This window comes from Pseudoalteromonas sp. SM9913 (assembly GCF_000184065.1).
Classification (GTDB): Bacteria; Pseudomonadota; Gammaproteobacteria; order Enterobacterales; family Alteromonadaceae; genus Pseudoalteromonas; species Pseudoalteromonas tetraodonis.
Genome location: NC_014803.1, coordinates 642,120 through 662,457, shown reverse-complemented (window position 1 = coordinate 662,457; position 20,338 = coordinate 642,120). Strand labels below are relative to the sequence as shown.

General features: G+C 40.3%; 17 protein-coding genes, 3 tRNA genes and 1 other RNA gene. 3 read left to right on the top strand and 18 right to left on the bottom strand.

Annotation, left to right across the window (positions count from 1 at the left end):
• Nucleotides 1–103: 103 nt before the first annotated feature.
• From PSM_RS03060 to rpsF, 7 genes are all read right to left on the bottom strand, one after another.
• Nucleotides 104–1,042: a DUF4097 family beta strand repeat-containing protein gene (locus PSM_RS03060; RefSeq protein ID WP_013464155.1), complete on the bottom strand. Its 939-nt coding sequence runs from the start codon at nt 1,040–1,042 to the stop codon at nt 104–106.
• A 9-nt stretch (nt 1,043–1,051) separates the two neighbouring features.
• Nucleotides 1,052–1,537 (bottom strand): hypothetical protein, encoded by a 486-nt coding sequence (locus tag PSM_RS03055; RefSeq protein WP_013464154.1) that lies wholly within the window; start codon nt 1,535–1,537, stop codon nt 1,052–1,054.
• The gene (locus PSM_RS03050; RefSeq protein WP_013464153.1) at nt 1,524–2,075 is read right to left on the bottom strand and encodes an RNA polymerase sigma factor; all 552 of its coding nucleotides are present in this window, start codon (nt 2,073–2,075) and stop codon (nt 1,524–1,526) included. Before PSM_RS03050 ends, PSM_RS03055 begins: the two co-directional genes overlap by 14 nt.
• Nucleotides 2,076–2,301: 226 nt before the next feature.
• The gene (gene rplI, locus PSM_RS03045; protein ID WP_008110407.1) at nt 2,302–2,754 is read right to left on the bottom strand and encodes a 50S ribosomal protein L9; all 453 of its coding nucleotides are present in this window, start codon (nt 2,752–2,754) and stop codon (nt 2,302–2,304) included.
• A 36-nt stretch (nt 2,755–2,790) separates the two neighbouring features.
• The gene (gene rpsR, locus PSM_RS03040; RefSeq protein ID WP_002962753.1) at nt 2,791–3,018 is read right to left on the bottom strand and encodes a 30S ribosomal protein S18; all 228 of its coding nucleotides are present in this window, start codon (nt 3,016–3,018) and stop codon (nt 2,791–2,793) included.
• 12 nt (nt 3,019–3,030) lie between these two features.
• Nucleotides 3,031–3,348: a primosomal replication protein N gene (priB, locus tag PSM_RS03035; protein ID WP_008466122.1), complete on the bottom strand. Its 318-nt coding sequence runs from the start codon at nt 3,346–3,348 to the stop codon at nt 3,031–3,033.
• 43 nt (nt 3,349–3,391) lie between these two features.
• Complete coding sequence (gene rpsF, locus PSM_RS03030; protein WP_008110420.1) at nt 3,392–3,733, bottom strand: 30S ribosomal protein S6; 342 nt, start codon at nt 3,731–3,733, stop codon at nt 3,392–3,394.
• A gap of 388 nt (nt 3,734–4,121) precedes the next feature.
• On the opposite strand from rpsF, the gene PSM_RS03025 reads away from it, so the two are divergent.
• Entirely contained in the window at nt 4,122–5,321 is a 1,200-nt protein-coding gene (locus PSM_RS03025) for an alpha/beta hydrolase-fold protein (RefSeq protein WP_013464152.1), read from the top strand.
• Nucleotides 5,322–5,488: 167 nt separating this feature from the next.
• Here PSM_RS03025 and PSM_RS03020 read toward each other — a convergent pair whose 3' ends face one another.
• Genes PSM_RS03020 through PSM_RS03005 form a run of 4 tightly spaced genes read right to left on the bottom strand, consistent with a single transcriptional unit; the run spans nt 5,489 to nt 9,773 of the window.
• Complete coding sequence (locus PSM_RS03020; protein ID WP_013464151.1) at nt 5,489–6,652, bottom strand: FAD-dependent monooxygenase; 1,164 nt, start codon at nt 6,650–6,652, stop codon at nt 5,489–5,491.
• The gene (gene ubiH / locus PSM_RS03015; RefSeq protein ID WP_013464150.1) at nt 6,649–7,836 is read right to left on the bottom strand and encodes a 2-octaprenyl-6-methoxyphenyl hydroxylase; all 1,188 of its coding nucleotides are present in this window, start codon (nt 7,834–7,836) and stop codon (nt 6,649–6,651) included. The genes PSM_RS03020 and ubiH overlap by 4 nt, the downstream gene beginning before the upstream one ends.
• A 14-nt stretch (nt 7,837–7,850) precedes the next feature.
• Complete coding sequence (pepP, locus tag PSM_RS03010) at nt 7,851–9,173, bottom strand: Xaa-Pro aminopeptidase (RefSeq protein WP_013464149.1); 1,323 nt, start codon at nt 9,171–9,173, stop codon at nt 7,851–7,853.
• A 36-nt stretch (nt 9,174–9,209) separates the two neighbouring features.
• Entirely contained in the window at nt 9,210–9,773 is a 564-nt protein-coding gene (locus tag PSM_RS03005; protein ID WP_008110427.1) for a UPF0149 family protein, read from the bottom strand.
• Nucleotides 9,774–10,246: 473 nt separating this feature from the next.
• On the opposite strand from PSM_RS03005, the gene ssrS reads away from it, so the two are divergent.
• Nucleotides 10,247–10,430, top strand: a non-coding RNA gene (gene ssrS, locus PSM_RS18330) — 6S RNA.
• A 153-nt stretch (nt 10,431–10,583) separates the two neighbouring features.
• Here the strand turns inward: ssrS and PSM_RS03000 are convergent.
• The 6 genes from PSM_RS03000 to PSM_RS02975 form a co-directional block, all read right to left on the bottom strand.
• Nucleotides 10,584–13,667 carry an efflux RND transporter permease subunit gene (locus tag PSM_RS03000; protein WP_013464148.1) on the bottom strand — a complete coding sequence of 1,028 codons (3,084 nt, stop codon included), beginning with the start codon at nt 13,665–13,667 and terminating at the stop codon, nt 10,584–10,586.
• Nucleotides 13,664–14,860 (bottom strand): efflux RND transporter periplasmic adaptor subunit, encoded by a 1,197-nt coding sequence (locus tag PSM_RS02995; RefSeq protein WP_013464147.1) that lies wholly within the window; start codon nt 14,858–14,860, stop codon nt 13,664–13,666. Before PSM_RS02995 ends, PSM_RS03000 begins: the two co-directional genes overlap by 4 nt.
• Nucleotides 14,857–16,263 carry a TolC family protein gene (locus tag PSM_RS02990; protein ID WP_013464145.1) on the bottom strand — a complete coding sequence of 469 codons (1,407 nt, stop codon included), beginning with the start codon at nt 16,261–16,263 and terminating at the stop codon, nt 14,857–14,859. The genes PSM_RS02995 and PSM_RS02990 overlap by 4 nt, the downstream gene beginning before the upstream one ends.
• 309 nt (nt 16,264–16,572) lie before the next feature.
• Nucleotides 16,573–16,648: transfer RNA gene (locus PSM_RS02985), tRNA-Phe, on the bottom strand.
• 41 nt (nt 16,649–16,689) lie between these two features.
• Nucleotides 16,690–16,765, bottom strand: a tRNA-Thr gene (locus tag PSM_RS02980).
• A gap of 72 nt (nt 16,766–16,837) precedes the next feature.
• Nucleotides 16,838–16,913 (bottom strand) — tRNA-Phe (locus PSM_RS02975).
• Nucleotides 16,914–17,219: 306 nt separating this feature from the next.
• Here PSM_RS02975 and PSM_RS02970 point away from each other — a divergent pair.
• Nucleotides 17,220–20,003, top strand: a complete 2,784-nt coding sequence (locus tag PSM_RS02970) for an ATP-binding protein (protein ID WP_013464144.1) — start codon at nt 17,220–17,222, stop codon at nt 20,001–20,003.
• Between the two features lie 58 nt (nt 20,004–20,061).
• Here PSM_RS02970 and PSM_RS02965 read toward each other — a convergent pair whose 3' ends face one another.
• Nucleotides 20,062–20,334: an oxidative damage protection protein gene (locus PSM_RS02965; protein WP_013464143.1), complete on the bottom strand. Its 273-nt coding sequence runs from the start codon at nt 20,332–20,334 to the stop codon at nt 20,062–20,064.
• Nucleotides 20,335–20,338 lie beyond the last annotated feature (4 nt).

Here is a 20,338-nt window from a genome sequence, read left to right as displayed (position 1 = left end):
TACTAAAATTGAATAGCTCTATTCTATCGACTTGGCGGGGCTGTGCAAATAGCAAAGCAGGAAATCTTTTCCTGCTTTTTGTTACTTAAAATAAAATAGCTAATTATTGACGTTTAAGTTCGATAACACCGCTAATAGTATTCATCTCTACACTAGCATCAGTGCCATTAGTATTAAACTTAATTCCACTTGCTGGGCCATATTTGGCTTTTTGTACTTGATCGTTAGTTAACTGGTTGTCAATTTTACCGCCAGCGTGTGCTTCCACCTCAAATTGTGCTGATAAATCAGCAGGGAAATAAAACGCAGCGTTACCACTAACAGATTCAAAACTCACATCAGCATCACTCAGAAGGCGGTTAATTTGTACCTTAACTTCGCCATTAACGGTGCTTATTTGTAACTCTTTAATTGTATCTAAATTAAAGTTAATATCGCCATTTACGTTTTCTAAGCGAATATCATTGGCCGTCGAGTTTGATGTAATATCGCCATTAACCGCACTAAAACGAACTTCACCGCTAGATTGCTGATCATCAATCGAACCATTAACAGTTTCAAATTGAACTTTACCATTAAGTGCTTTTGCCTTGATGTCACCATTTACAGTAGTCAGCTTAATATCGCCATTAAGATCGTTTACTGTAATAGCCCCATTAACTACATCAATTTCAGTACCTTTTTGTAACTCTTTGGCCGTTATAGATGCATTAACACCCACAAATTCTAGCGCACTACTTTTTGGCATAAAAATAGCGAGCGTTGAGCCATTGTTGTTATTATCCCAATTAGAAAGTTCAGGCATTTTCACAATAAACTGGGTTTTATTACCCTGTGTTTTAAGTGTGTAGCCTTGTGCCTTATCATCAAGTTCACCGGTTACTTTAAATTGATTTTTATCCCAACCTGTCACTTTAATATCACCACGCTGGTTTTCAATGTGGATCACCCCAGCATTGGGTACCTCAATTTGCTGATCTATTTTTTCACCAGCAAATACGGCCATGGGTAATAAAGCGATCCCTAATATTATTGCTTTCATTTATTTCTCCTAGATGTGTTGCCAACGCGGTGCATGCACCTTGTTAATTAAGTCGAGTTGTTGTTGATAAACTTGCGCTAACATAGACAATAGCGCCTTGTTTTTCGGTTCATTTTCAAGAGTTTGCTTTATTGCTTGCTCTGCATCTTCAAGTTCTTGTAACTGTACTTGCCAATTGTCGGTCAATGCTGCTTGGCTTTGATATTGCACTAGTAAACTTTGTTTTTGTTTAGTAAAAAACTCACTCATTGCCACTGCAGTATTTGCCTCTGGTACTTTAAATAACAATACTGTGCTGACCAAAACCGCGGTAAAACATGCAGCAATGGCGGTGAGCTTTGGCCAATATTGGTTAGTATTAATAGTGGGCTGATTATTAGCTATTATTGCGCGCTCAATCCCATTCCACAGTTCTTTTTTTGGTGGAATATTTTTATCTAACTGGGTTAAAGACTCATTTAAGTAGTCATCAAAATTTGTTTTATTCATTTTCATACCACTGCTTTAATAATTGCCTTGCACGATGATATTGCGCCTTACTAGAGCCTACCGCCATACCTAACAGGGTTGCAATTTCCTCATGCCTGTAACCTTCTACTGCATAAAGCACAAATACCATTCTTGCGCGCTCAGGCAGTCTAACAATTAATTTATCTAGCCCATTTAATCCGTTACAGTCATGTGCAGCTTGTTCATCCATTCCGCTTTGCTCAAAGCTAATTACTTTATTAAGCCAATGTTTTTGTCTGCGCACATAACTAATAGCAATATTACTGGCGACACTATAAAGCCAAGTGGAAAACTGCGAACGCCCGTCAAATTGCGCTATTTTGTTCCATACTTGCACAAACACTTCTTGGGTAGCATCTTGTGCATACTCCTCATCGGCTATAAGCCTCAGGCATAAGCCATAAATTTTTGCTTTATGCATGTCATAGAGCGCTTTATAGGCTAACTGGTCGCCGTTTTTAACTTGATCAATAAGCATTTGCTGCACTTGATCAGTTATTGGCTGATTAGCGTCCATTAACATCGCAAATTTTTCCTGTTTATAATTATGTAATTGCAATTTAACTTATTAGACGCGCAGAAGAATAGAAAGGTTTAAATGAAATAGAGAATATTTGTAGAAAATGAAGCTTTATTTTAGAAACATGCTTAATTTTACCCACAACAAACAATTTATTGCTTTGGGTTATAAATTTTAGACACAAAAAAACCGTGCAAAGCACGGTTTTTTTTTAACTTAATTCTAAAAATTAAGCTTCAGCAATAACGATTACTTTAATAGTAGCTGTTACGTCTGAGTGTACTGCGATTGCAACGTCAAATTCGCCAGTCTCACGGATAGTACCTAGAGGTAAACGAACTTCTGATTTAGCAACTTCAACACCAACAGCTGAGATAGCGTCAGCGATGTCACGAGTACCGATTGAACCGAATAATTTACCTTCGTCACCAGCTTTAGATACTAATGTAACTTCAGCTAATGCTTCAAGTTTGTCAGCGCGTGCTTGTGCTGCAGTTAACTGTTCAGCGATTTTTGCTTCTAGTTCTGCGCGACGTGCGTCAAACGTTTCAATGTTTGCTTTAGTTGCAGGAACTGCCTTACCTTGTGGGAAAAGGAAGTTACGTGCGAAGCCAGATTTAACTACAACCTGGTCACCTAGGCCACCTAGGTTAGCGATCTTATCTAGTAGAATAACTTGCATGTTTCTACACCTTTTAAAAACGTGTTAATCCGCTGCTTACTTATGTAAGTCAGTGTATGGAAGAAGGGCTAAGTAGCGAGCACGCTTAATAGCAGTTGCTAGCTGGCGCTGGTATTTAGCGCTAGTACCTGTGATACGGCTAGGTACGATTTTGCCACTTTCTGTAACATAGTTTCTAAGAGTAGCTAGATCTTTGTAATCGATTTGTTGTACGCCTTCCGCTTTAAAGCGGCAGAACTTACGACGTCTGAAATAACGTGCCATGAGATTAATTCCTCAAATAATTCTTTCTATATGCTGAGCATGCAAAACCAATTGGCTAAGGCCGTTACGACCTTCGTGGCGATTTAAAAAACCACTCACTTGCAATGCCTGCCCAACGTGCAAATGTTGAGTCTGTTGTTGCATTTGCTTACCACTGGCAACCACCTGAAGCCTAACATAACTATTACGGTTAAGATCTGCTTCAACTTGCATTGATTTATGTTCTACAACAAAAATACAATGCGGTATGCCCGCGGGGCTTTGGCTAAACTTGGGTGTTTTACAAACAACCCCCGATATAACCAGCTGATTCGTATATGGGCTAACCATTATAGTAACTGCTGACTACGTGCCATGCTAGGACTCAAAACAATTAAGCAGCTGGTGCTTCTTTCTTCTCTTCTCTTACAAGAGGAGACGCTTCAGTTACAGCGTTTTTAGTACGCATAACTAAGTTACGAAGCACTGCATCGTTGTAGCGGAAAGTAGTTTCTAGCTCGCTGATTACTTCAGTTGGTGCTTCAACGTTCATAAGAACATAATGAGCTTTATGAAGCTTGTTGATTGGGTAAGCCAGTTGACGACGGCCCCAGTCTTCAAGACGGTGGATAGTACCACCTGCTTCAGTGATAGAACCAGTATAACGTTCGATCATACCAGATACTTGCTCACTCTGATCAGGGTGAACCATGAATACGATTTCGTAATGACGCATGGATATTCCTTACGGTTAATAGAGCCTTCTACCGTTTCGGCCGGTCGGTTTAAGGCAAGGAATTAATAGTTTAAAAGCCGAAATGAGCGCGCATTTTACGCTTAGTAGGATAATTAAGCAAGCAGGTTTTTTAAGCTTTGATAGATAAGTGAATCGGGTTTCGGGTTTCGGGTTTCGGGTTTCGGGAAGATATTATTGGATGCTCCCTTTATATCAATAAGTAAAATAAAGATAAGTGTTTAATATTTACTAGGTAGGCGCGAGCTTGCTCGCGTGAAAAGCGTAGCCTTAATTACTTAAGCCTTACATTTGCCCCTAAAATATAAACATTTACTCAAATCTAAAGTCGTGCAATTATTAAGCAACACATTATTTAATAAGGATATTTATGAAGCTTTTACTATCGCTTGTGTTAATACTTACTTTTAGTACGCCTTTTTTAAGCTATGCAGACACCGCTACAATCGACATAACCGTGGGTAAAAAGGTCATTCTACAATCAAAAATACTTAATGAAGACAGACCTCTCAGAATCTTCATACCTGAAACCGTAAAAGATGATCAGCCCCTTTATGTTATTTATTTACTTGATGGTGTTGAGCACTTTCATACGGCGTCTGGCGTAATCAAATCCCTTGTTGATTACGAGCAGATACCTAATGCAATGCTTGTTGCTATCGATACAACCAACCGCGTTCGTGATTACTTACCCAAAGTACAAGGGGAGCCTAAAACTGAGTTTCAAACCTTTGTTAAAAGTAAATGGCCTGACGCAGGGCAAACCGATAATTTTTTAAAGTTTGTGTCTGATGAGCTCATGCCCTATATAAATAGCAACTACTCCACTAATGGTTACAACACCTTAATTGGTCATTCTAATGCTGGTACATTAGCGCTTTATACTTTAGTTAATCAGCCGGAATTATTTAACAACTATATAGCCATAAGCCCAAATAGTTGGTGGAGTGATGAAGAGTTAAAAAGTAATATCACTAAATACACTAAAAACCCTAAAGGCGCTCAAGCGCTATTTATTAGTGTAGCAAGCGAAGGCGCACGCTTTTATACAGGTGCATTAAATACTTTAGTAAATTTAGAGCAACAAATGCCCACGCAGCTGAAATGGGAATATAAGCATTACCCCTCTTTTACTCATATGGGCACCATACTTCCAGCACTTAGCGATAGCTTAATTCACTTATTTAGCGACCTAATATTTAAAGTGACTGACGAGCACGGAAAATTTGCGGATGTATCGCTTATTACCGGTTATTACCAAGCACTTAGTGATAAGTACGGATTTGAGCTTAAAATTCCACAAGATGTGTACGTAGAATTTGCCCACCGCCAGCAAAAGTTTGGCAACACTAAAAAAGCGATAACGACGCTTAAACACTTTACTCGCGATTACCCAAATGCAGCTTACTCCCACATGCGATTATCGCAAGGCTACACTGCTGACAAACAGTTTAAAGAAGCCGTTACCAGCATGACACACGCACTAGAACTTGCTAAACAGAACTCGCGTGACCCATTGTTAATCGATGCACTGCAAGATATGGTGAATGAAGCACAAGAAAATTTGTAGCTCATTAACTTAAAGCATTACGAGCTTCGCTTGTCGCGTCAGCAAGCTGTACGCCTACACAAAAGATAGCATTAGCCTATAAACAAAAAAACCGATGTTTAAACTAAAACATCGGCTTTTCTTTAGCTTAAAGCTGATAGCTAAAAACTGACCGCTTGTCTTTATTACTAGCCTATCGCTTCTTTAGCGAATAGATGTTTGATTGGGCCTAAGTTATCAACGAGTGAAAGCCCTAAACCACGAATCAGCTTTTTAACTGGGTTTGCACCTTCAAATAGCTCTTTTAGCCCTTGCATCATGGCGATGTGTTTTTGTGCGTCGAGCTTGCGAGTACGTTCGTAATCACGCAGTGTTCGTGTACTGGCAAATTCTTTGGCGTCTTTACTTAGTAGCTCAATTAAATAAGCGGCATCTTTTAGGCCTAGGTTCATACCGAGCCCTGCTAATGGATGAATGGTATGCGCTGCATCGCCCATTAACACCACCTTGCCATTAACCCATTGTTGGGCGTAACGCATTTTAAGTGGGAATGCGACGCGCTTACTTTGCACTTCACATAAACCACATTGGCCATCTATGGCAGCCATAACTGCTTTATTAAAGGCGGTGTCGTCCATTGCTAACAATTCATCGCAATGATTGGGGCTGGTTGACCACACAATTGAATGAGTATGCTCATCGCTTAGTGGTAAAAACGCTAGTGGCCCGGTTGGTAAAAACACTTGGCGTGCGGTATTTGCATGTGACTCTTTGGTTTTAACTGTCGCTACTAACGCATGGTGATCGTAATCTTTAAAGCTCAGCGCCATATTAAACTGTTTACGAATCGCTGAATTTGCGCCATCAGCCGCCACCAGCAACTTAGCAATAATAGGTTCGCCAGTTTTTAAATTAATAAATACATCAGACTCACTTTGATGTATTTGCTGATACTCGGTATCAAACATGAGTGCGGCATTACTTTGTTGCTCAAGCTCTTTTATTAGCGCAAAGCGAATAATATCGTTTTCAACTATGTGCCCTAAATGCTCAAGCTCAAGTTGCTCGTTATTAAAGGCTATTTTTCCAAAGCTGTCGGCATCACGAACATCCATGTGCGTATAAGCACAAGCACGCTCAGCTATTATGTGTGGCCATACATTTAATTGCTCCAGTAAGGTCTGGCTGGCAATACTTAGTGCACTAACTCGTAAGCCATAATCATCACTCGGTGGAGCTTGAGTTGGCGCAGCATCTAACACAGCCACGCTAATATTCGCTTTAGCAAGCCCGAGCGCCAGCGTTAACCCAACGCAGCCACCACCCACTATACAAACCTGTACTTGTTTCATAAACGTGTACCTTGTTTAACTTGACCCATTAATTGTTTTGCTAATGGGGCTTTTAATGCAGGGAATAAATCCATTGAAAATAGCCCAATACTTCGACCAAGCGCTAACACCCGTGATGAGTTTGAAAAAAGTCTGACCAGAGCATCGGTCAATGTCATTACGGTGTTTATATCATCACGGCGCTTGATTGAATATTGACGAGTAAAAGCATAGCTACCTAAATCATGTTCACTGTTTGCCATTAAGTTACTCAGCACTTGTACGTCGCGCAGCCCTAAATTAAAGCCTTGTCCTGCAATAGGATGAATTGCGTGTGCCGCGTTGCCTATCACCACTGTGCGGTGCGTCGTTAACGATTCTATTTGCCCATAAACTAGAGGGTAGCTAGCGCGCATACCGACTTTTATAAACTGTCCTGCACGATAACCAAAGGCAGTTTGCAGCGCACTTATAAAGTCTGGTTCACTTAGCGACATATACTGCTCAATATGTTCTTGGCGCATACACCATACTAACGAATAGCGGTTATTACTCATGGGTAATAAAGCCATTGGGCCATTTTGGGTAAACCGCTCAAACGCCTGATGATGGTGTCCACCAGCGACTTCTATATTGGCAATAATCGCACCTTGTTCATAAGGCTGGGTATTGAAGCCGAGCCCCAATAAATTACGAGTTGGCGACTGTGCACCGTCGGCAATCACCAACAGCTTAGCACTGAGTTTTTCGCTACTTTGTAATGTAAGTTCATTACTATCGGCATTTTGTTTTATCGCTGTTACGCTATCTGGGCAAAAAAGCGATATGTTTGATTGCATTAAACGCTGATGCAGCGCTCTGCCAAATGGGTTTACCTCTACCACATAACCTAATGAGGGTTTTGCAAACTCATCACACTGTATATGGGTTTTACCAAAGTGCCCTTTGTCTGACACACTCACTTTTTTTATGGCGGCAGCATAGGGAGCGTTCATTTCAAATAAATTGAGGCTTTGTAAATACTCTACCGACTGCTGGGCAAGTGCGATACTTCTGTCATCAAAGCTTGGATGATAATCAGTGGTTACTTGATTTGCTTCAATTACAGCAATATTTAAGCTGGGATTTTTTTTACTTATACTTAGAGCACAACTTGCGCCGACTAAACCACCACCAATTACTACAATATCAAACTGCTTAGCCACTTTTATCTCCAAGCTTATGCGTTTTTAGCGCTTTGCATTAACGCTTCTATTTCACTAATTGTTTTAGGCACGCTAATGGTTAAGTTGTCGTGACCTGAATCAGTTACTAATAAGTTATCTTCAATACGAATACCTATACCTTGGTATTTTTGAGGCGCATTTGAGTCTTTACTAATATACAGCCCAGGCTCAATGGTTAGCACCATACCCGGCTCTAAGACACGCTCTTGGTTATTAACCTTGTAATCGCCCACATCATGAACATCAAGTCCTAACCAGTGACCAAGACCATGCATGTAGTATTCTTTACAGGCACCTTGTGCCATTAACTCATCAAAATCGCCGGTTAAAATACCTAAATCAAGTAACCCTTGGGTTAGTACTTGCATAGCGAGTTTATTTGCCTGAGATAAAAGGCCACCGGGTTTTATTTCGCTAAATGCAATTTCTTGCGCTTTAAGTACAATATTATAAAGCGCAGCTTGCTCAGTGCTAAATTTACCGTTAACGGGGAAGGTACGTGTTATATCGGCGGCGTAGCCTTGTAGCTCACAGCCTGAATCAATCAGTACTAAGTCGCCATTGTTTAATACGTCGCTATTTTGGGTGTAGTGCAAAATATTGGCGTTATCGCCACTGCCGACAATAGTGCCATAAGCAGGATGTGGCGCACCGTTCATTGCATAGTGATGATGAAGCTCTGCCTCTAGTTGAAACTCGGTTGCGCCAACGTGGGAAAAACGCATGGCTCGCATGTGTGCTCGAGCGCTTATTTCACAGCCCTCACGCATAATGTTAATTTCGCCTGGCGATTTAAATAAGCGCATTTCATGCAATAAAGGGCGAATATCTTTAATTGTACTCGGTGCTGTATCCCCTTTTTTAGGGGCACTGCGCAAAGTGTTAAGCATTGAAAATACTTTGCCATCAAAGGCAGGATACGTCCCTTGTGCATAAAATAAAATCTGTTGGCCGTTCACCAAATTCAATAATTGTTCATTTAGCGCACTAAGTGCATAAGTTTTGTCGAATAAGTATTCGCTTTGTGCTTTTTCAAAACCAATGCGTCTGCCGTGCCATACCTCTGCAAGTTTGTCTTTATCTAAACAAAATAATAGTGAGGGTGTATCACTGTTTTTGCAAAGCACCAACACGGCATCGGGTTCGTTAAAACCAGTTAAGTAAAAAAAGTCACTGTCTTGTCGAAACGGATAATGAGTATCACGGCTACGCGTGAGCTCCGTTGCAGCGGGAATTATAGCAATACTGTTATTATCCATTGCCGCCAATAAACGCTCGCGGCGCGCTTTAAACTCTGACTTTTGTATTTCAACCATTAATAACTAACCCATTACTTTTATTGTGTTGCTCAATTAATGCAGTGTTTTTTTGTTGCTTTGTGGATTTTGCTCTTTGCCTAGCTCAGCAAAACACAATAGCGCCGATACACGGACGTACTCAATCACTTCATGGAGTGCTTGGCTATCTTCTTCGGTTTCTTCAAAGGTTGTATCTAGGCGTGTAATCTCGCTAAAGTCGCTGATCACTTCTTTTACATCTGCCGACAGCTTGCCATAATCTTTTTGCTTTAAGCCAAAACCCAACATAAACCCAGCTACCCATGATACGAGCCCGTTAGCCTGATCGATGAGTGTTTCGTCATCACTAGGTAAAAACAAGTCAAATTGAAACTCTTCGTTATTAAAACTTTCAACCACTTGTTGATAAATTTGGCCAAAAAACTGTTTTAAATCGTTGCTAAACGACTCGCCATCATTAAATACATCGCTCAGTAAGCCTAAGTATTCTTTATCGTCAATGCTTAGCCCACAAGCAAGTAAGCCGCTAATAACGCCATGCGCTTCTGCGGGTGATACAAATATTTCATTTTTCTCTAAAAGAAGTTGGGCTTTTTCGTAATCTGGTAAGTTATTCATAATGACGTCTTCGCTTTGCTAATTAAAGCAATGCTACCACTCGATAAAAAGCAACTCCAATGAATTCTATGACTGAGGTCAAAAGCAAGCGATTGAAAAGCTGATTAAGTTCAAAAAGCAATCTTAAAAGTAAATACAAGATTAGGGTCTGTTGACCCTTCTCTGTTTGGTATTTAGGCAAGGCAGAGCCTATGTGGTGTGGTTATTCCCCATAAATAGGCGATAACGTAGCATTAATCCCAAACAGGCGCTGCCCGAAGGGTTCTGCCTAGGGGCGATTAACTCTTTGTTGCTCGGTTTTTACTTAGCCCACTAGGTTACAAACCTCGCGCCGCGATTAAACCGCCCCTAGTTTGAACAAATTTTTAATCCGCAAAGGTCAACAGACCCTAAATTTGCAGGAAAACTGAGCGAACAGTTTAATTTTTTACGATTGGGGTTTAAGGATTGGAATATGTCTTATATACTAAATTTGTTCCCTGGGGTGCAGGAGCTTGGTTAAGTCCCTGAGCCGATAAATTTTATACCAGGATTTTTGTTCGTTTACTATTGTGCAAGCTCGGCATGTACCGAGAAGCCTACGGTAAACCGCAGATTTCCGCCCTGAAACCTCAAGGTTTCAGGACTGACACCGGGCACCGCATTCTCGGGGAACACCTTCCTTTATAGCTTAGGTTCTAGGTTCTCAAGCATTTCTTTTTAACTAAACATTCCCTATCTTTCGTCTTTAAATATATCGAACTGCGCCTCCACAGCCCGATATTAAACTTGTTTCTAACACCTATCCCTTTGTCTTTTTAATGCCTAACACTACTTAAACCAACCTTGAAAGCGCTCCATCAGCATATAGTTAACGGGAACAAGTAATAAGGTTATAAAAGTCGCAAATATAATCCCAAAACCTAGGCTTACTGCCATAGGAATTAAAAACTGCGCCTGAGTCGCCTTTTCAAACAGCAGCGGCATTAAGCCTATAAAGGTGGTTAAACTAGTTAGCATAACCGGGCGAAAACGCGCTACGCCGGCGGTTTTAACAGCTTCCATTAAATCGAGCCCTTCACTGCGTTTTTTATTAATAAAATCAACCAATACTAACGAGTCGTTCACCACGACCCCAATTAACGCGAGCATTCCCAGCAAACTCATAATGGTAAGCTCCATAGTCATGATCCAATGGCCAATTACTGCGCCAATCATGCCAAAAGGAATAATGCTCATCACCACCAGTGGCTGTAAGTACGATTTAAAGGGAATTGCGAGCAACCCATAAATTACAAAAAATACAAATACCATTCCCCACAATAATGAACCAAACGATTCGCGCTGCTCTTTGGCTTCACCTTCTAATGAATGGCTTACACCTGGGTATTGTTGCACAAGTTCATCTAAGTAGGTTTTTAAATCAGCTTGAAGCACGGTCATATTGGTATCGGTTTTTTCTACATCCGCCGACACATTAAGAGTACGGTAACGATCAATACGGGTAATGGTTGATGGGCTTTGACCCGGTACTAAAGTGGCCACGTGTGACAGCGGCACTCGCCCACCATTAGGTGTTTGTATTAATATATCTTTTAAATCAGCAACTGAGCGTCTTTCATCTATAGGTAAGCGCACCATAACGCGCACATCATCACGCCCGCGTTGAATGCGCTGTACTTGTACACCAAAAAACGAGTTACGCACTTGTCTTGATACATCAACTCTATTTAATCCAAGTGCAAGCCCTTGCTCTGTTAGCTCTATTTGTAGCTCTTCTTTACCATCAGACATGCTATCGGCAATATCAAACACGCTTGGATAAGTGGCCAATCGTTGTTTAATTTGCTCAGCCACTGTTTGCAGTGTGGTTATGGAATTACCCGATAATTGAATATCAATTGGGTTTGAGCTTCTACCTATTTCTGCTCTAAATGTGAGACTTTCAGCCCCTGGGATCACCCCTATTAATTGCCGCCACTCTTTTACCAACTCACGCGAACCAATATCAGACTCTCGTTGTTCTGCTGGGGTGATTTCAAAGCGCACACTACCCGAATTAGCCGCACCGCCTCGCCCGCCAGTGCTGGCTAAAATATTAAGGATAATACTTTGCCCTGTTTCTTCATCTTGATACTTACGCTGAAGCTCTCTGGCTTTATCTGACATATCAATAATGTATTTATTCGTGACTTCAAACGGTGTTCCCGCAGGAAAAGTTAAATTAACCCGAACTGTTTCACTGGGAATACGTGGGAAGAAAATAAACTTAGTCCAACCACTGGTGATCATGGTTAAAATAATTAAAAACACGCCCATAAATAAACTGACTGTGGCCAGTTTGTTGCGTAGCGCTAGCCCTAATACGGGTTGGTAATATTTTAAAATGGCATGCTCAAAACCATCAGCAAAACGTTGTTGGAGTTGCTCTAATTTAGAACCTTTGCCTTTTTGCTGGCGCAGTTTGATATATTTTAAATGCGCTGGCAGCACAAATTTAGATTCAATCAATGAAAACAATAATACCGGAATAACCACCACCGGAATTTGCGCAAAAATAGCGCCTCGCGCGCCTTCTATAAAACCTAACGGTAAAAAAGCGGCCACGGTGGTTAACACGCCAAATGTAACTGGCGTGGCTACTTCTTGAGTTCCTTTTATAGCAGCCTCTTCGCCCGATTTGGCGGTTTTTAAATGGGTATACACGTTTTCACCGGTAACAATAGCATCGTCCACCACAATCCCTAGCACCAATATAAAACCAAATAAGCTGATCACATTTATGGTCACGCCAAAGGCGGCCATTGCCATAAACGCGCCCATAAATGAAACCGGAATACCAATAAATACCCAAAACGCGATGGCAGGTCTTAAAAATAAAGTCAGTAACCCCAGTACCAAAATACCGCCCTGTAAAGCATTGCTAGTTAGGGTAGCAATACGGCTTTTTACTACCTCAGAGTCATCATCCCAATAGCTTAAATAAAACCCTTGCGGTAAATTAGCTTGCTCACTGGTAATATAGTTTTTAACTGCATCGGCCACTTCTATCGCACTTTGCGGACCAATGCGGTACACATCGATAAATGCGGCTTGTTTGCCATTAAAGCGGGTGCGCACGGGGGTTTCTTCAAAATCATCGTTAATGGTTGCAATATCACTTAAGCGAATAATAGTGCCATCGGCTTGATTTTTTATCACAATGCTTGCAAATTCATCTTTGCGGTAAGCTTGCCCTTTAGAGCGAATAAGTACATCGCCGCCCTCTGTTTTAAGGTTTCCCGCTGAAATATCAGAACTTGAATTGGCAATGGCACTGGATATTTGCGCCAAGGTTAAATCGTATTGGCGCAGCGTATCTTGGCTTACTTCGATTGCCAGCTCATAATTACGTACGCCACTAAGTTCAACTTGGGTAATCGCCGGAATACGCAGCAATTCATCACGGACTTGCTCTGCATATTCTAGGGTTTCTTTTTCGTTGTAGTCACTTGAAACAGTGACTGCTATTACTTCACGCTTACGCTGGATTAACCCTATTACTGGTTTTTCTGCATCGGCTGGAAAGGTATTAATGGCATCGACACGGCTCTTTATATCCGCTAACAATTCACGCTCGTCATAGCCAGTATCAACCTCAACGCTTACTTGTGATGACCCCTCAGAAGAGCGGCTCGATATTTGTTTAATACCTTCGAGATCTTGTAATGCTTCTTCTATTCGTATGGTGACCCCTTTTTCAGCATCTTCTGGGGTTGAACCACGTAAACTCACACTAATATTTATACGATCAGAAACAAACGAGGGAAACACCTCTAACGGTAACTTAGAAGACAGGCTGAATAGGCCGCCCAACACAATACTAATTAGCAATAAGTTGGCAGCCACATGGTTACGAGTAAACCAAGCGATCATGGCTGCTCTCCTGTTTTTTGTGCTTTAGGAGTCGCATCCATTATCTGCACTGGCGTACCTGAACTCACTTGCCCCAGTGGCGTCAGTACTAATTGACTACCCGCTTCAAGACCTTTACTCACAATGCCTTGCAGCGCATTTTGCCACGCTAAAGCAATATTTTTACGCTGTAGTGTGCCATTTTCAACCACATAAACATAACTGCCTTGATATATCGCACTATTGGGAATAACGAGTACCTGAGAGGCGACTTTGCCATTAATTTTAGCTTTAACGTATTGTCCTATTTTTACTGGGTATTGATTATCACTGGTTGATTTATAAGGGTCATTAATTTTAGCCACCACATACAATTGCTGAGCACTTTCATCTATTGCGCCCTCAGTACGAATAAGTTGGCCTTGCCATTGTTGCTCGCCAATTAAATCTGAAGTGAAATTAACCGCTGAGCCACGCTGATTTTTAGCACCATCTCGATATTGCTCAGGTAAATTAATAAAAGGCAGATCTTTATTCTTTATCGGTAAGCGTATTTCAACACTGTCGGTTGCATAAATTGTCGCTAACTGCATATTGTTAGATACCACCTGACCTAAGTCAACGCTGCGGTTTAATACTCGCCCAGCATAAGGGGCTTTAATTTTAGTACGTTCAAGATTTAGTTGCGCTTTTTCCAATTGTGCTTGTGCTGACAAAACCTGTGCTTGCGCTGCAGCTAGCTGTGGCTTTCTAAGTACTAAAATACTCGGTTCAGACTCATTGCCTAAACGTTGCCAATCAGTAAGCGCTTGTCGGCCTCGTGCTTGCTCTTCTAATAAGTTTTGCTCGGCATTGAGCAAATTAGCTTGTGCTGATTTAACTTCCGCTTTTAAATCGCGATCATCTAGCTGAAGTAACACATCGCCTTTTTCAAAAAAGCCGCCTTCGCGGAACTGCTCATTTATATCAATAATCAGCCCAGAAACCTGAGCCACCAACATACTTTGAGTCCGTGGTTTAACCGTACCAAAGCTATCAATTTCAACGGGGTAGTCAATTAACTGCAATGGTTTTACCGCTACATTAATTTTTGCTTTTGGCGGTGCTGAAAAACGTGATGCTTTAGGCGGGTTTCCCTTAATAAACATCACCAAAAAAATGGTCGCTATAATGATAGCAGCGGGAACAATTATTTTTTGTTTGTTTAGTTTCATAGTGCTTGCTCATCCTGTGCGGATCTTGATTTTGCAAAGTCGCCCCCAAGAGCAACATGTAATTTAATGCGATTTGTGAGTAATTGGTTTTTAATTTCAATCAGTGAACTTTGTGCATCAAACGAGCGTGCTTGTGCATCTAATACGGTGGTGTAGCTCACTAAACCACTTTGATATTGTTCAAACGATAATTGCTCTGCTGCTAAGGCATTTTTTTGTGCCTGCAAGGTGCTTTGGTAGCGTGCCTTTAAAGATTGTTGTTGGGTAATAGCATTTTCAACATCACCAAATGCATCATATAAAGATTGCAGATAGGCTTGCTCTTGCTTTTGCGTTTGTAAACTGGCTATTTCCTCGTTCGCAGCGAGTCGCCCAGCGTCAAAAATAGGCGCTGAAATGCTACCAATAAGTGACCACGCAAGACTTGAAGCAGAAAATAAGTCGCTTACCCTGTTAGTGCTATCGCTTAAACCTGCCGCTAAATTTAAACTCGGAAAACGCTGTTTATGCGCATACGCAAGCGAAGCGTCGCTGGCTAATAACTGATACCAACTAGCACGCAACGCAGGTTTGCGAGTAATAAGCTCCGACGGTAAACCAAGAGGAATGTCGTCATTAATTACAGGTAGGTCGTTATTCGCTGCTATCAATCCTTTTGGATACTCCCCCAATAAACGCTCAAGGCTACGTGCAGCTTGAGTCAAATTTGCTTTTTGGGTTGCTATACGGGAGCGTTCATTGTTTAACTCATTGCGAGCTAAATAAACATCTAACGCTTCATTTAAACCTTGGCGATAACCCGACTCAATAATCTCAAGGTTTTGCTGGGCGTTAGCTTCTCTGCGCTTAAACAAATCAAGTAATTGCTCTGCACTGATTAAGTTAAACCAATTTGTTATAACATCTGCAATAAGCTGTTGTTTAGTTTGCTCATAGCGAGCTTGCTGAGCAAGGTAGTTGAGGTTGTCTCTGCGCTTTGCATCAGAGAGTTTACCCCATAAATCAATTTCATAGCCTAACTCTAACGATACAGAGCTTGAGTTATTATAACTAACCGGACGATTATCTTTGCTCCGTCCTACTCGCGTTGAAATATCTAAACTGGGCCATAAAGCGGCACCGGTGACAATTAATTGCTGTTTTTGTATTTCTACATCAAAACGGTTTTGCAATAGTTGCTGATTGTTTTTTAGCGCTTGAGTAACTAGCTGCTTTACTGTTGGTGAAGCAAGTTTATTAAACCATGTGTCGTTGACAGCAACTACTGATTCAACAGCTGTTTGTTGCCACTGATCTGGGAGTGTATTCGGTGCTTGCTCACGTAGTTGCGGGTTTAAGTTACTCGCACAACCACTTAGCAGCATAATACTTATTGCCAATAAAGATGGCTTATATTGCCACATTATGTTTAAACCTGATTAATGCTATTTATGAATGTTATTCAAGCACTTTAGCAAACGTTGCTCAATTGACTTTACATAACATTACATACTTTGCGATGAAATTATAAGTGCCGTAGATACGCCAAGTATTAACATATTGATCACAAATTAATAAACAACCTAATTTTTAGCCAAAAAAGCTGAATAAAGTTCTCAAAGAGGTACGAAAAGGACAGAGGGACTTACTGTTTATGACGTGCTGGAAAAATAGAGCAGGATAGAAAAAACTTAGAAACAAAAAAGCCCCGCATATGCGAGGCTTTGTATAAATGGTGCCTCGACCCGGAATCGAACCAGGGACACGAGGATTTTCAATCCTCTGCTCTACCAACTGAGCTATCGAGGCACTTAAACAGTGCAAATAGTTAAATTAACTATTTAAATAAATGGTGCCGACTAACCGAGTCGAACGGTTGACCTACTGATTACAAGTCAGTTGCTCTACCAGCTGAGCTAAGTCGGCACACTAAACTGTGTGCTAAGGCACGTGTAATAACGTTTAATCTTATGATTTTAAACACTATTACTTTAATAATGGTGCCTCGACCCGGAATCGAACCAGGGACACGAGGATTTTCAATCCTCTGCTCTACCAACTGAGCTATCGAGGCACTTAAACAGTGCTAATTAAAAATCTTAACGGATTTTTAATGCAATTCCCAGCTAGCTCTACTGACTGGCTATCTGGGCGTGCGGCGTATTAAACGAGTTTTGCCCCTACAAGTCAACTTTTTTTTTATTCTTTATAATCGTTTGAACGGTTTTCAAACAACTCGAGGCTATTTTCGTTAATACAGTGTATTTATCCAACAAAAGAGTTTAAAAAACGTAGTGAATTATTTTTTTTAGGTGTTACGATTGAATAATAACTTTCGGTACAGGCTTACCGTTTTAATAATAAGACCACAGGAAAACTCATGCAGAGCAAGCCCTCTTCAGCAATAAAAGGCCTACTACCTTTATTCTTAGTTAGTAACCTTATAATAACCGCATTATTTGTAGTCGCCTTTGTGCTTTATTCACAAAGTAATGCTGATAACAATGCATCTGCTCCAACCTCTACTTTATCGTTAACAAAACTTGCTGAGCGTCTTGATCAGCCTTTAGCAGAAGCATTAACAATATACGAGCAAGACAAGGTCACGCAATTACTCGATATGACCACCTTACTCAATGATGATTATAAATATACGCTCCACCGTTTTAATGCCAATAATCAAGCCGAGTTAGTTTATAGCAATAACAGTAAAGCAATTGCGCCTTTAGCTGTTAATAAACATATTAAAGAACAAAATACTCTTCATCATTTAATCTCATCAGAGGGGCAGATAATTGGAGAGCTTATTATTAAGCAAACACAGCCCTCAGTTACACCATCAAATCAACACTCACCACTAAATGCCTATGTTGTAGCCTTTGCTGCACTGGTGGTGCTGTTTTTATTAGCATTCATGTTGAATAAATACATTAACAAGCGATTACATAAAAATACAGATTCACTTACTCAAGAACTAAAAGAAATTACGCAAAATGATAACTATCAAAGCACCCTAAATGAGCAACTAGAGGGTGGTTTAGAAACGGTAGCTCAACAAGTTAATTTATTACTCAAAAAGGTGAGTAAGGTTCAAGCTGACGATCAAGCGGCAAAAAAAGAGTTAAAAAAATTACAAACAAGCCTTGAAACAGAAGTACAAAGCAGAACCTTTGAGTTAGAGAAACAAACGCAAAAAGCGCTAAAAGCCAGTGAAACTAAAACCACCTTTTTAGCCACTATGAGTCATGAAATAAGAACACCAATGAATGGTGTAATCGGTACCATTGATTTACTTCGTCAAACAGAACTTGATGGTGCACAGCAACGTTTAAGTACAATTATTCGTGAATCTGCATTTTCGTTACTCAGTATCTTAGATGATATTTTGGATTTTTCTAAAATTGAAGCAGGAAAGCTCAATATAGACCCGACTCCCTTCTCTGTTGCAGATACGCTAGAAGAAGTCGCAAAGGTGTTATCGTCTGTTGCAAAAAACCGTCACCTAGAACTCGATTTATCAATTGCACCGGATATTCCTAATAACCTTATGGGCGACTCAGTCAGGGTTCGCCAAGTACTTTATAACTTATGTAGCAATGCCATTAAATTTACCAGCACTAACGGCTCTACTCAAGGTAGGGTGAAAATATCGGTTGAAGTTGCACACAACACTGCCGATCATTTTACACTCCGTTTTTGTGTAGTTGATAACGGTAAAGGAATGAGTCAGTCTCAATTAAGGAAAATATTCAGCCCGTTTACTCAAGCTGAAAGCTCAATTACCCGAGAATTTGGCGGTACAGGACTTGGGCTTTCAATTTGTAAAAGCTTAACCGAGCTAATGCTTGGTACTATACATGTTACAAGCCATGAGGGGATTGGTAGTGAGTTTACCGTTGAACTGCCTTTTTCAACGGCAGGTAAAACTGAATTTGCTCATAAAAATACACTCAATAATAAACATGTTGTTGTTGTTAGTGACAATGCTGAACGCGGCAAGGTAATTTATCGTTACTTGTCATTCATGGGTGCCAAAATAACCTATGCCCATGAGCAAAAAGATATAGAAGATCATCAAGACACAAAGGATATTATTTGGGTTGTTGATGGTATTGACGACATGAGTAGCATTAGCACTTTGCTAAGAAGTTTACTTTACTCACTAGAAGATAATAATCAGCAAATGGTGGTATTAAGTAAGCTAGATGAAGCCGTTATTAATCATAAAAATATTTTTTATATTAATGCTTCACCACTGTGCAAATCTAACTTTATGCTTTCAATTTTGGTTGCGGCGGGCTTACATAAACCTAAGCAAATAAAAAAAGCTAAAAGCATGAATCATTACTTAAATTCAGAAGAAGCACTCGCTGCGAATAGGCTTGTTTTATTGGTAGAAGATAACTTACTAAACCAAGAGGTACTTACCGAGCAGTTACACATACTAGGGTATAGTGTGGAAGTAGCGAATAATGGTGAGGAAGGCATAGAGATGTGGCGTAAAAACAGCTATTCGCTCATCCTAACCGATTTACATATGCCGAAAATGTCTGGCTACGATATGGTTGAAAAGATTAGAGAAGAAGCAGCACTGTTAGAAGCAATCGACGCCCAACCTTATATTATTGCTGTAACAGCCAATGCCTTAAAAGGCGAAAGAGAACGCTGTTTAGCTGTGGGAATTAATGACTTTATAACTAAACCGATTGAGTTAAATGCGCTTGAGGACATATTAAATCAATGGAGCGATTTAGATAATAAACAGCCAAAACAAATTAGCTCAGCTGAAAAGCCAGCCATGCCTATTAACATGGAGTCTGCCAACAAATATATAAATGGCGATGATGCTAAAAAAATTCGCTTCTTTAAAATGTATTTAGAGCAAAGCCAAGAACAAATTAAATCAATCAACTTTGCGGTACTACAGAAGAGTCAAAGTGAAATTATAGCTGCCTGCCATCAATTGAAATCTATATCAAAAACAGTGGGGGCTAATATTGTGGCTGATTTAGCGCAGTCATTTGAGGATAAGTGTAAGGCTGATGAAGTCAATGCCGATGAGTTAATTGAGATGAGAGATGAGCTCGAAATTGAATATTCAAGAGCAGCACAATTTTTAAAAGAACAAATTAGAAACCACGATCAACAAGATGACTTGATTTAACTAAACTGTTCATAGGTATGCACAACAAAAAAGGGCTTTTATAGCCCTTTTTTAACGATTATTTTTCTACTGGCTTATAGCCTTCAATCTCAACCTCTTTTCCTTCAAATAAAAAGCCAACCATTTGCTCTTCTAAAAAGGTACGATGTTCTGGGTCCATCATATTTAAATGCTTTTCATTGATCAGCATCGTTTGTTTATGCTGCCACTGTCCCCATGCTTCTTTAGATATATTATTAAAAATCTTTTCGCCAATTTCCCCAGGATAAAGTTGAAATCCAAGGCCTTCAGCTTCTTTTTGTAACTTTTGACAAAATACAGTACGTGCCATGATT

What these genes read in the sequence shown, in the direction of transcription:
- PSM_RS03060 (WP_013464155.1), bottom strand. Translation starts at nt 1,042, where the DNA reads ATGAAAGCAATAATATTAGGGATCGCTTTATTACCCATGGCCGTATTT.
- PSM_RS03055 (WP_013464154.1), bottom strand. Translation starts at nt 1,537, where the DNA reads ATGAAAATGAATAAAACAAATTTTGATGACTACTTAAATGAGTCTTTA.
- PSM_RS03050 (WP_013464153.1), bottom strand. Translation starts at nt 2,075, where the DNA reads ATGTTAATGGACGCTAATCAGCCAATAACTGATCAAGTGCAGCAAATG.
- rplI (WP_008110407.1), bottom strand. Translation starts at nt 2,754, where the DNA reads ATGCAAGTTATTCTACTAGATAAGATCGCTAACCTAGGTGGCCTAGGT.
- rpsR (WP_002962753.1), bottom strand. Translation starts at nt 3,018, where the DNA reads ATGGCACGTTATTTCAGACGTCGTAAGTTCTGCCGCTTTAAAGCGGAA.
- priB (WP_008466122.1), bottom strand. Translation starts at nt 3,348, where the DNA reads ATGGTTAGCCCATATACGAATCAGCTGGTTATATCGGGGGTTGTTTGT.
- rpsF (WP_008110420.1), bottom strand. Translation starts at nt 3,733, where the DNA reads ATGCGTCATTACGAAATCGTATTCATGGTTCACCCTGATCAGAGTGAG.
- PSM_RS03025 (WP_013464152.1), top strand. Translation starts at nt 4,122, where the DNA reads ATGAAGCTTTTACTATCGCTTGTGTTAATACTTACTTTTAGTACGCCT.
- PSM_RS03020 (WP_013464151.1), bottom strand. Translation starts at nt 6,652, where the DNA reads ATGAAACAAGTACAGGTTTGTATAGTGGGTGGTGGCTGCGTTGGGTTA.
- pepP (WP_013464149.1), bottom strand. Translation starts at nt 9,173, where the DNA reads ATGGTTGAAATACAAAAGTCAGAGTTTAAAGCGCGCCGCGAGCGTTTA.
- PSM_RS03005 (WP_008110427.1), bottom strand. Translation starts at nt 9,773, where the DNA reads ATGAATAACTTACCAGATTACGAAAAAGCCCAACTTCTTTTAGAGAAA.
- PSM_RS03000 (WP_013464148.1), bottom strand. Translation starts at nt 13,667, where the DNA reads ATGATCGCTTGGTTTACTCGTAACCATGTGGCTGCCAACTTATTGCTA.
- PSM_RS02995 (WP_013464147.1), bottom strand. Translation starts at nt 14,860, where the DNA reads ATGAAACTAAACAAACAAAAAATAATTGTTCCCGCTGCTATCATTATA.
- PSM_RS02990 (WP_013464145.1), bottom strand. Translation starts at nt 16,263, where the DNA reads ATGTGGCAATATAAGCCATCTTTATTGGCAATAAGTATTATGCTGCTA.
- PSM_RS02970 (WP_013464144.1), top strand. Translation starts at nt 17,220, where the DNA reads ATGCAGAGCAAGCCCTCTTCAGCAATAAAAGGCCTACTACCTTTATTC.
- PSM_RS02965 (WP_013464143.1), bottom strand. Translation starts at nt 20,334, where the DNA reads ATGGCACGTACTGTATTTTGTCAAAAGTTACAAAAAGAAGCTGAAGGC.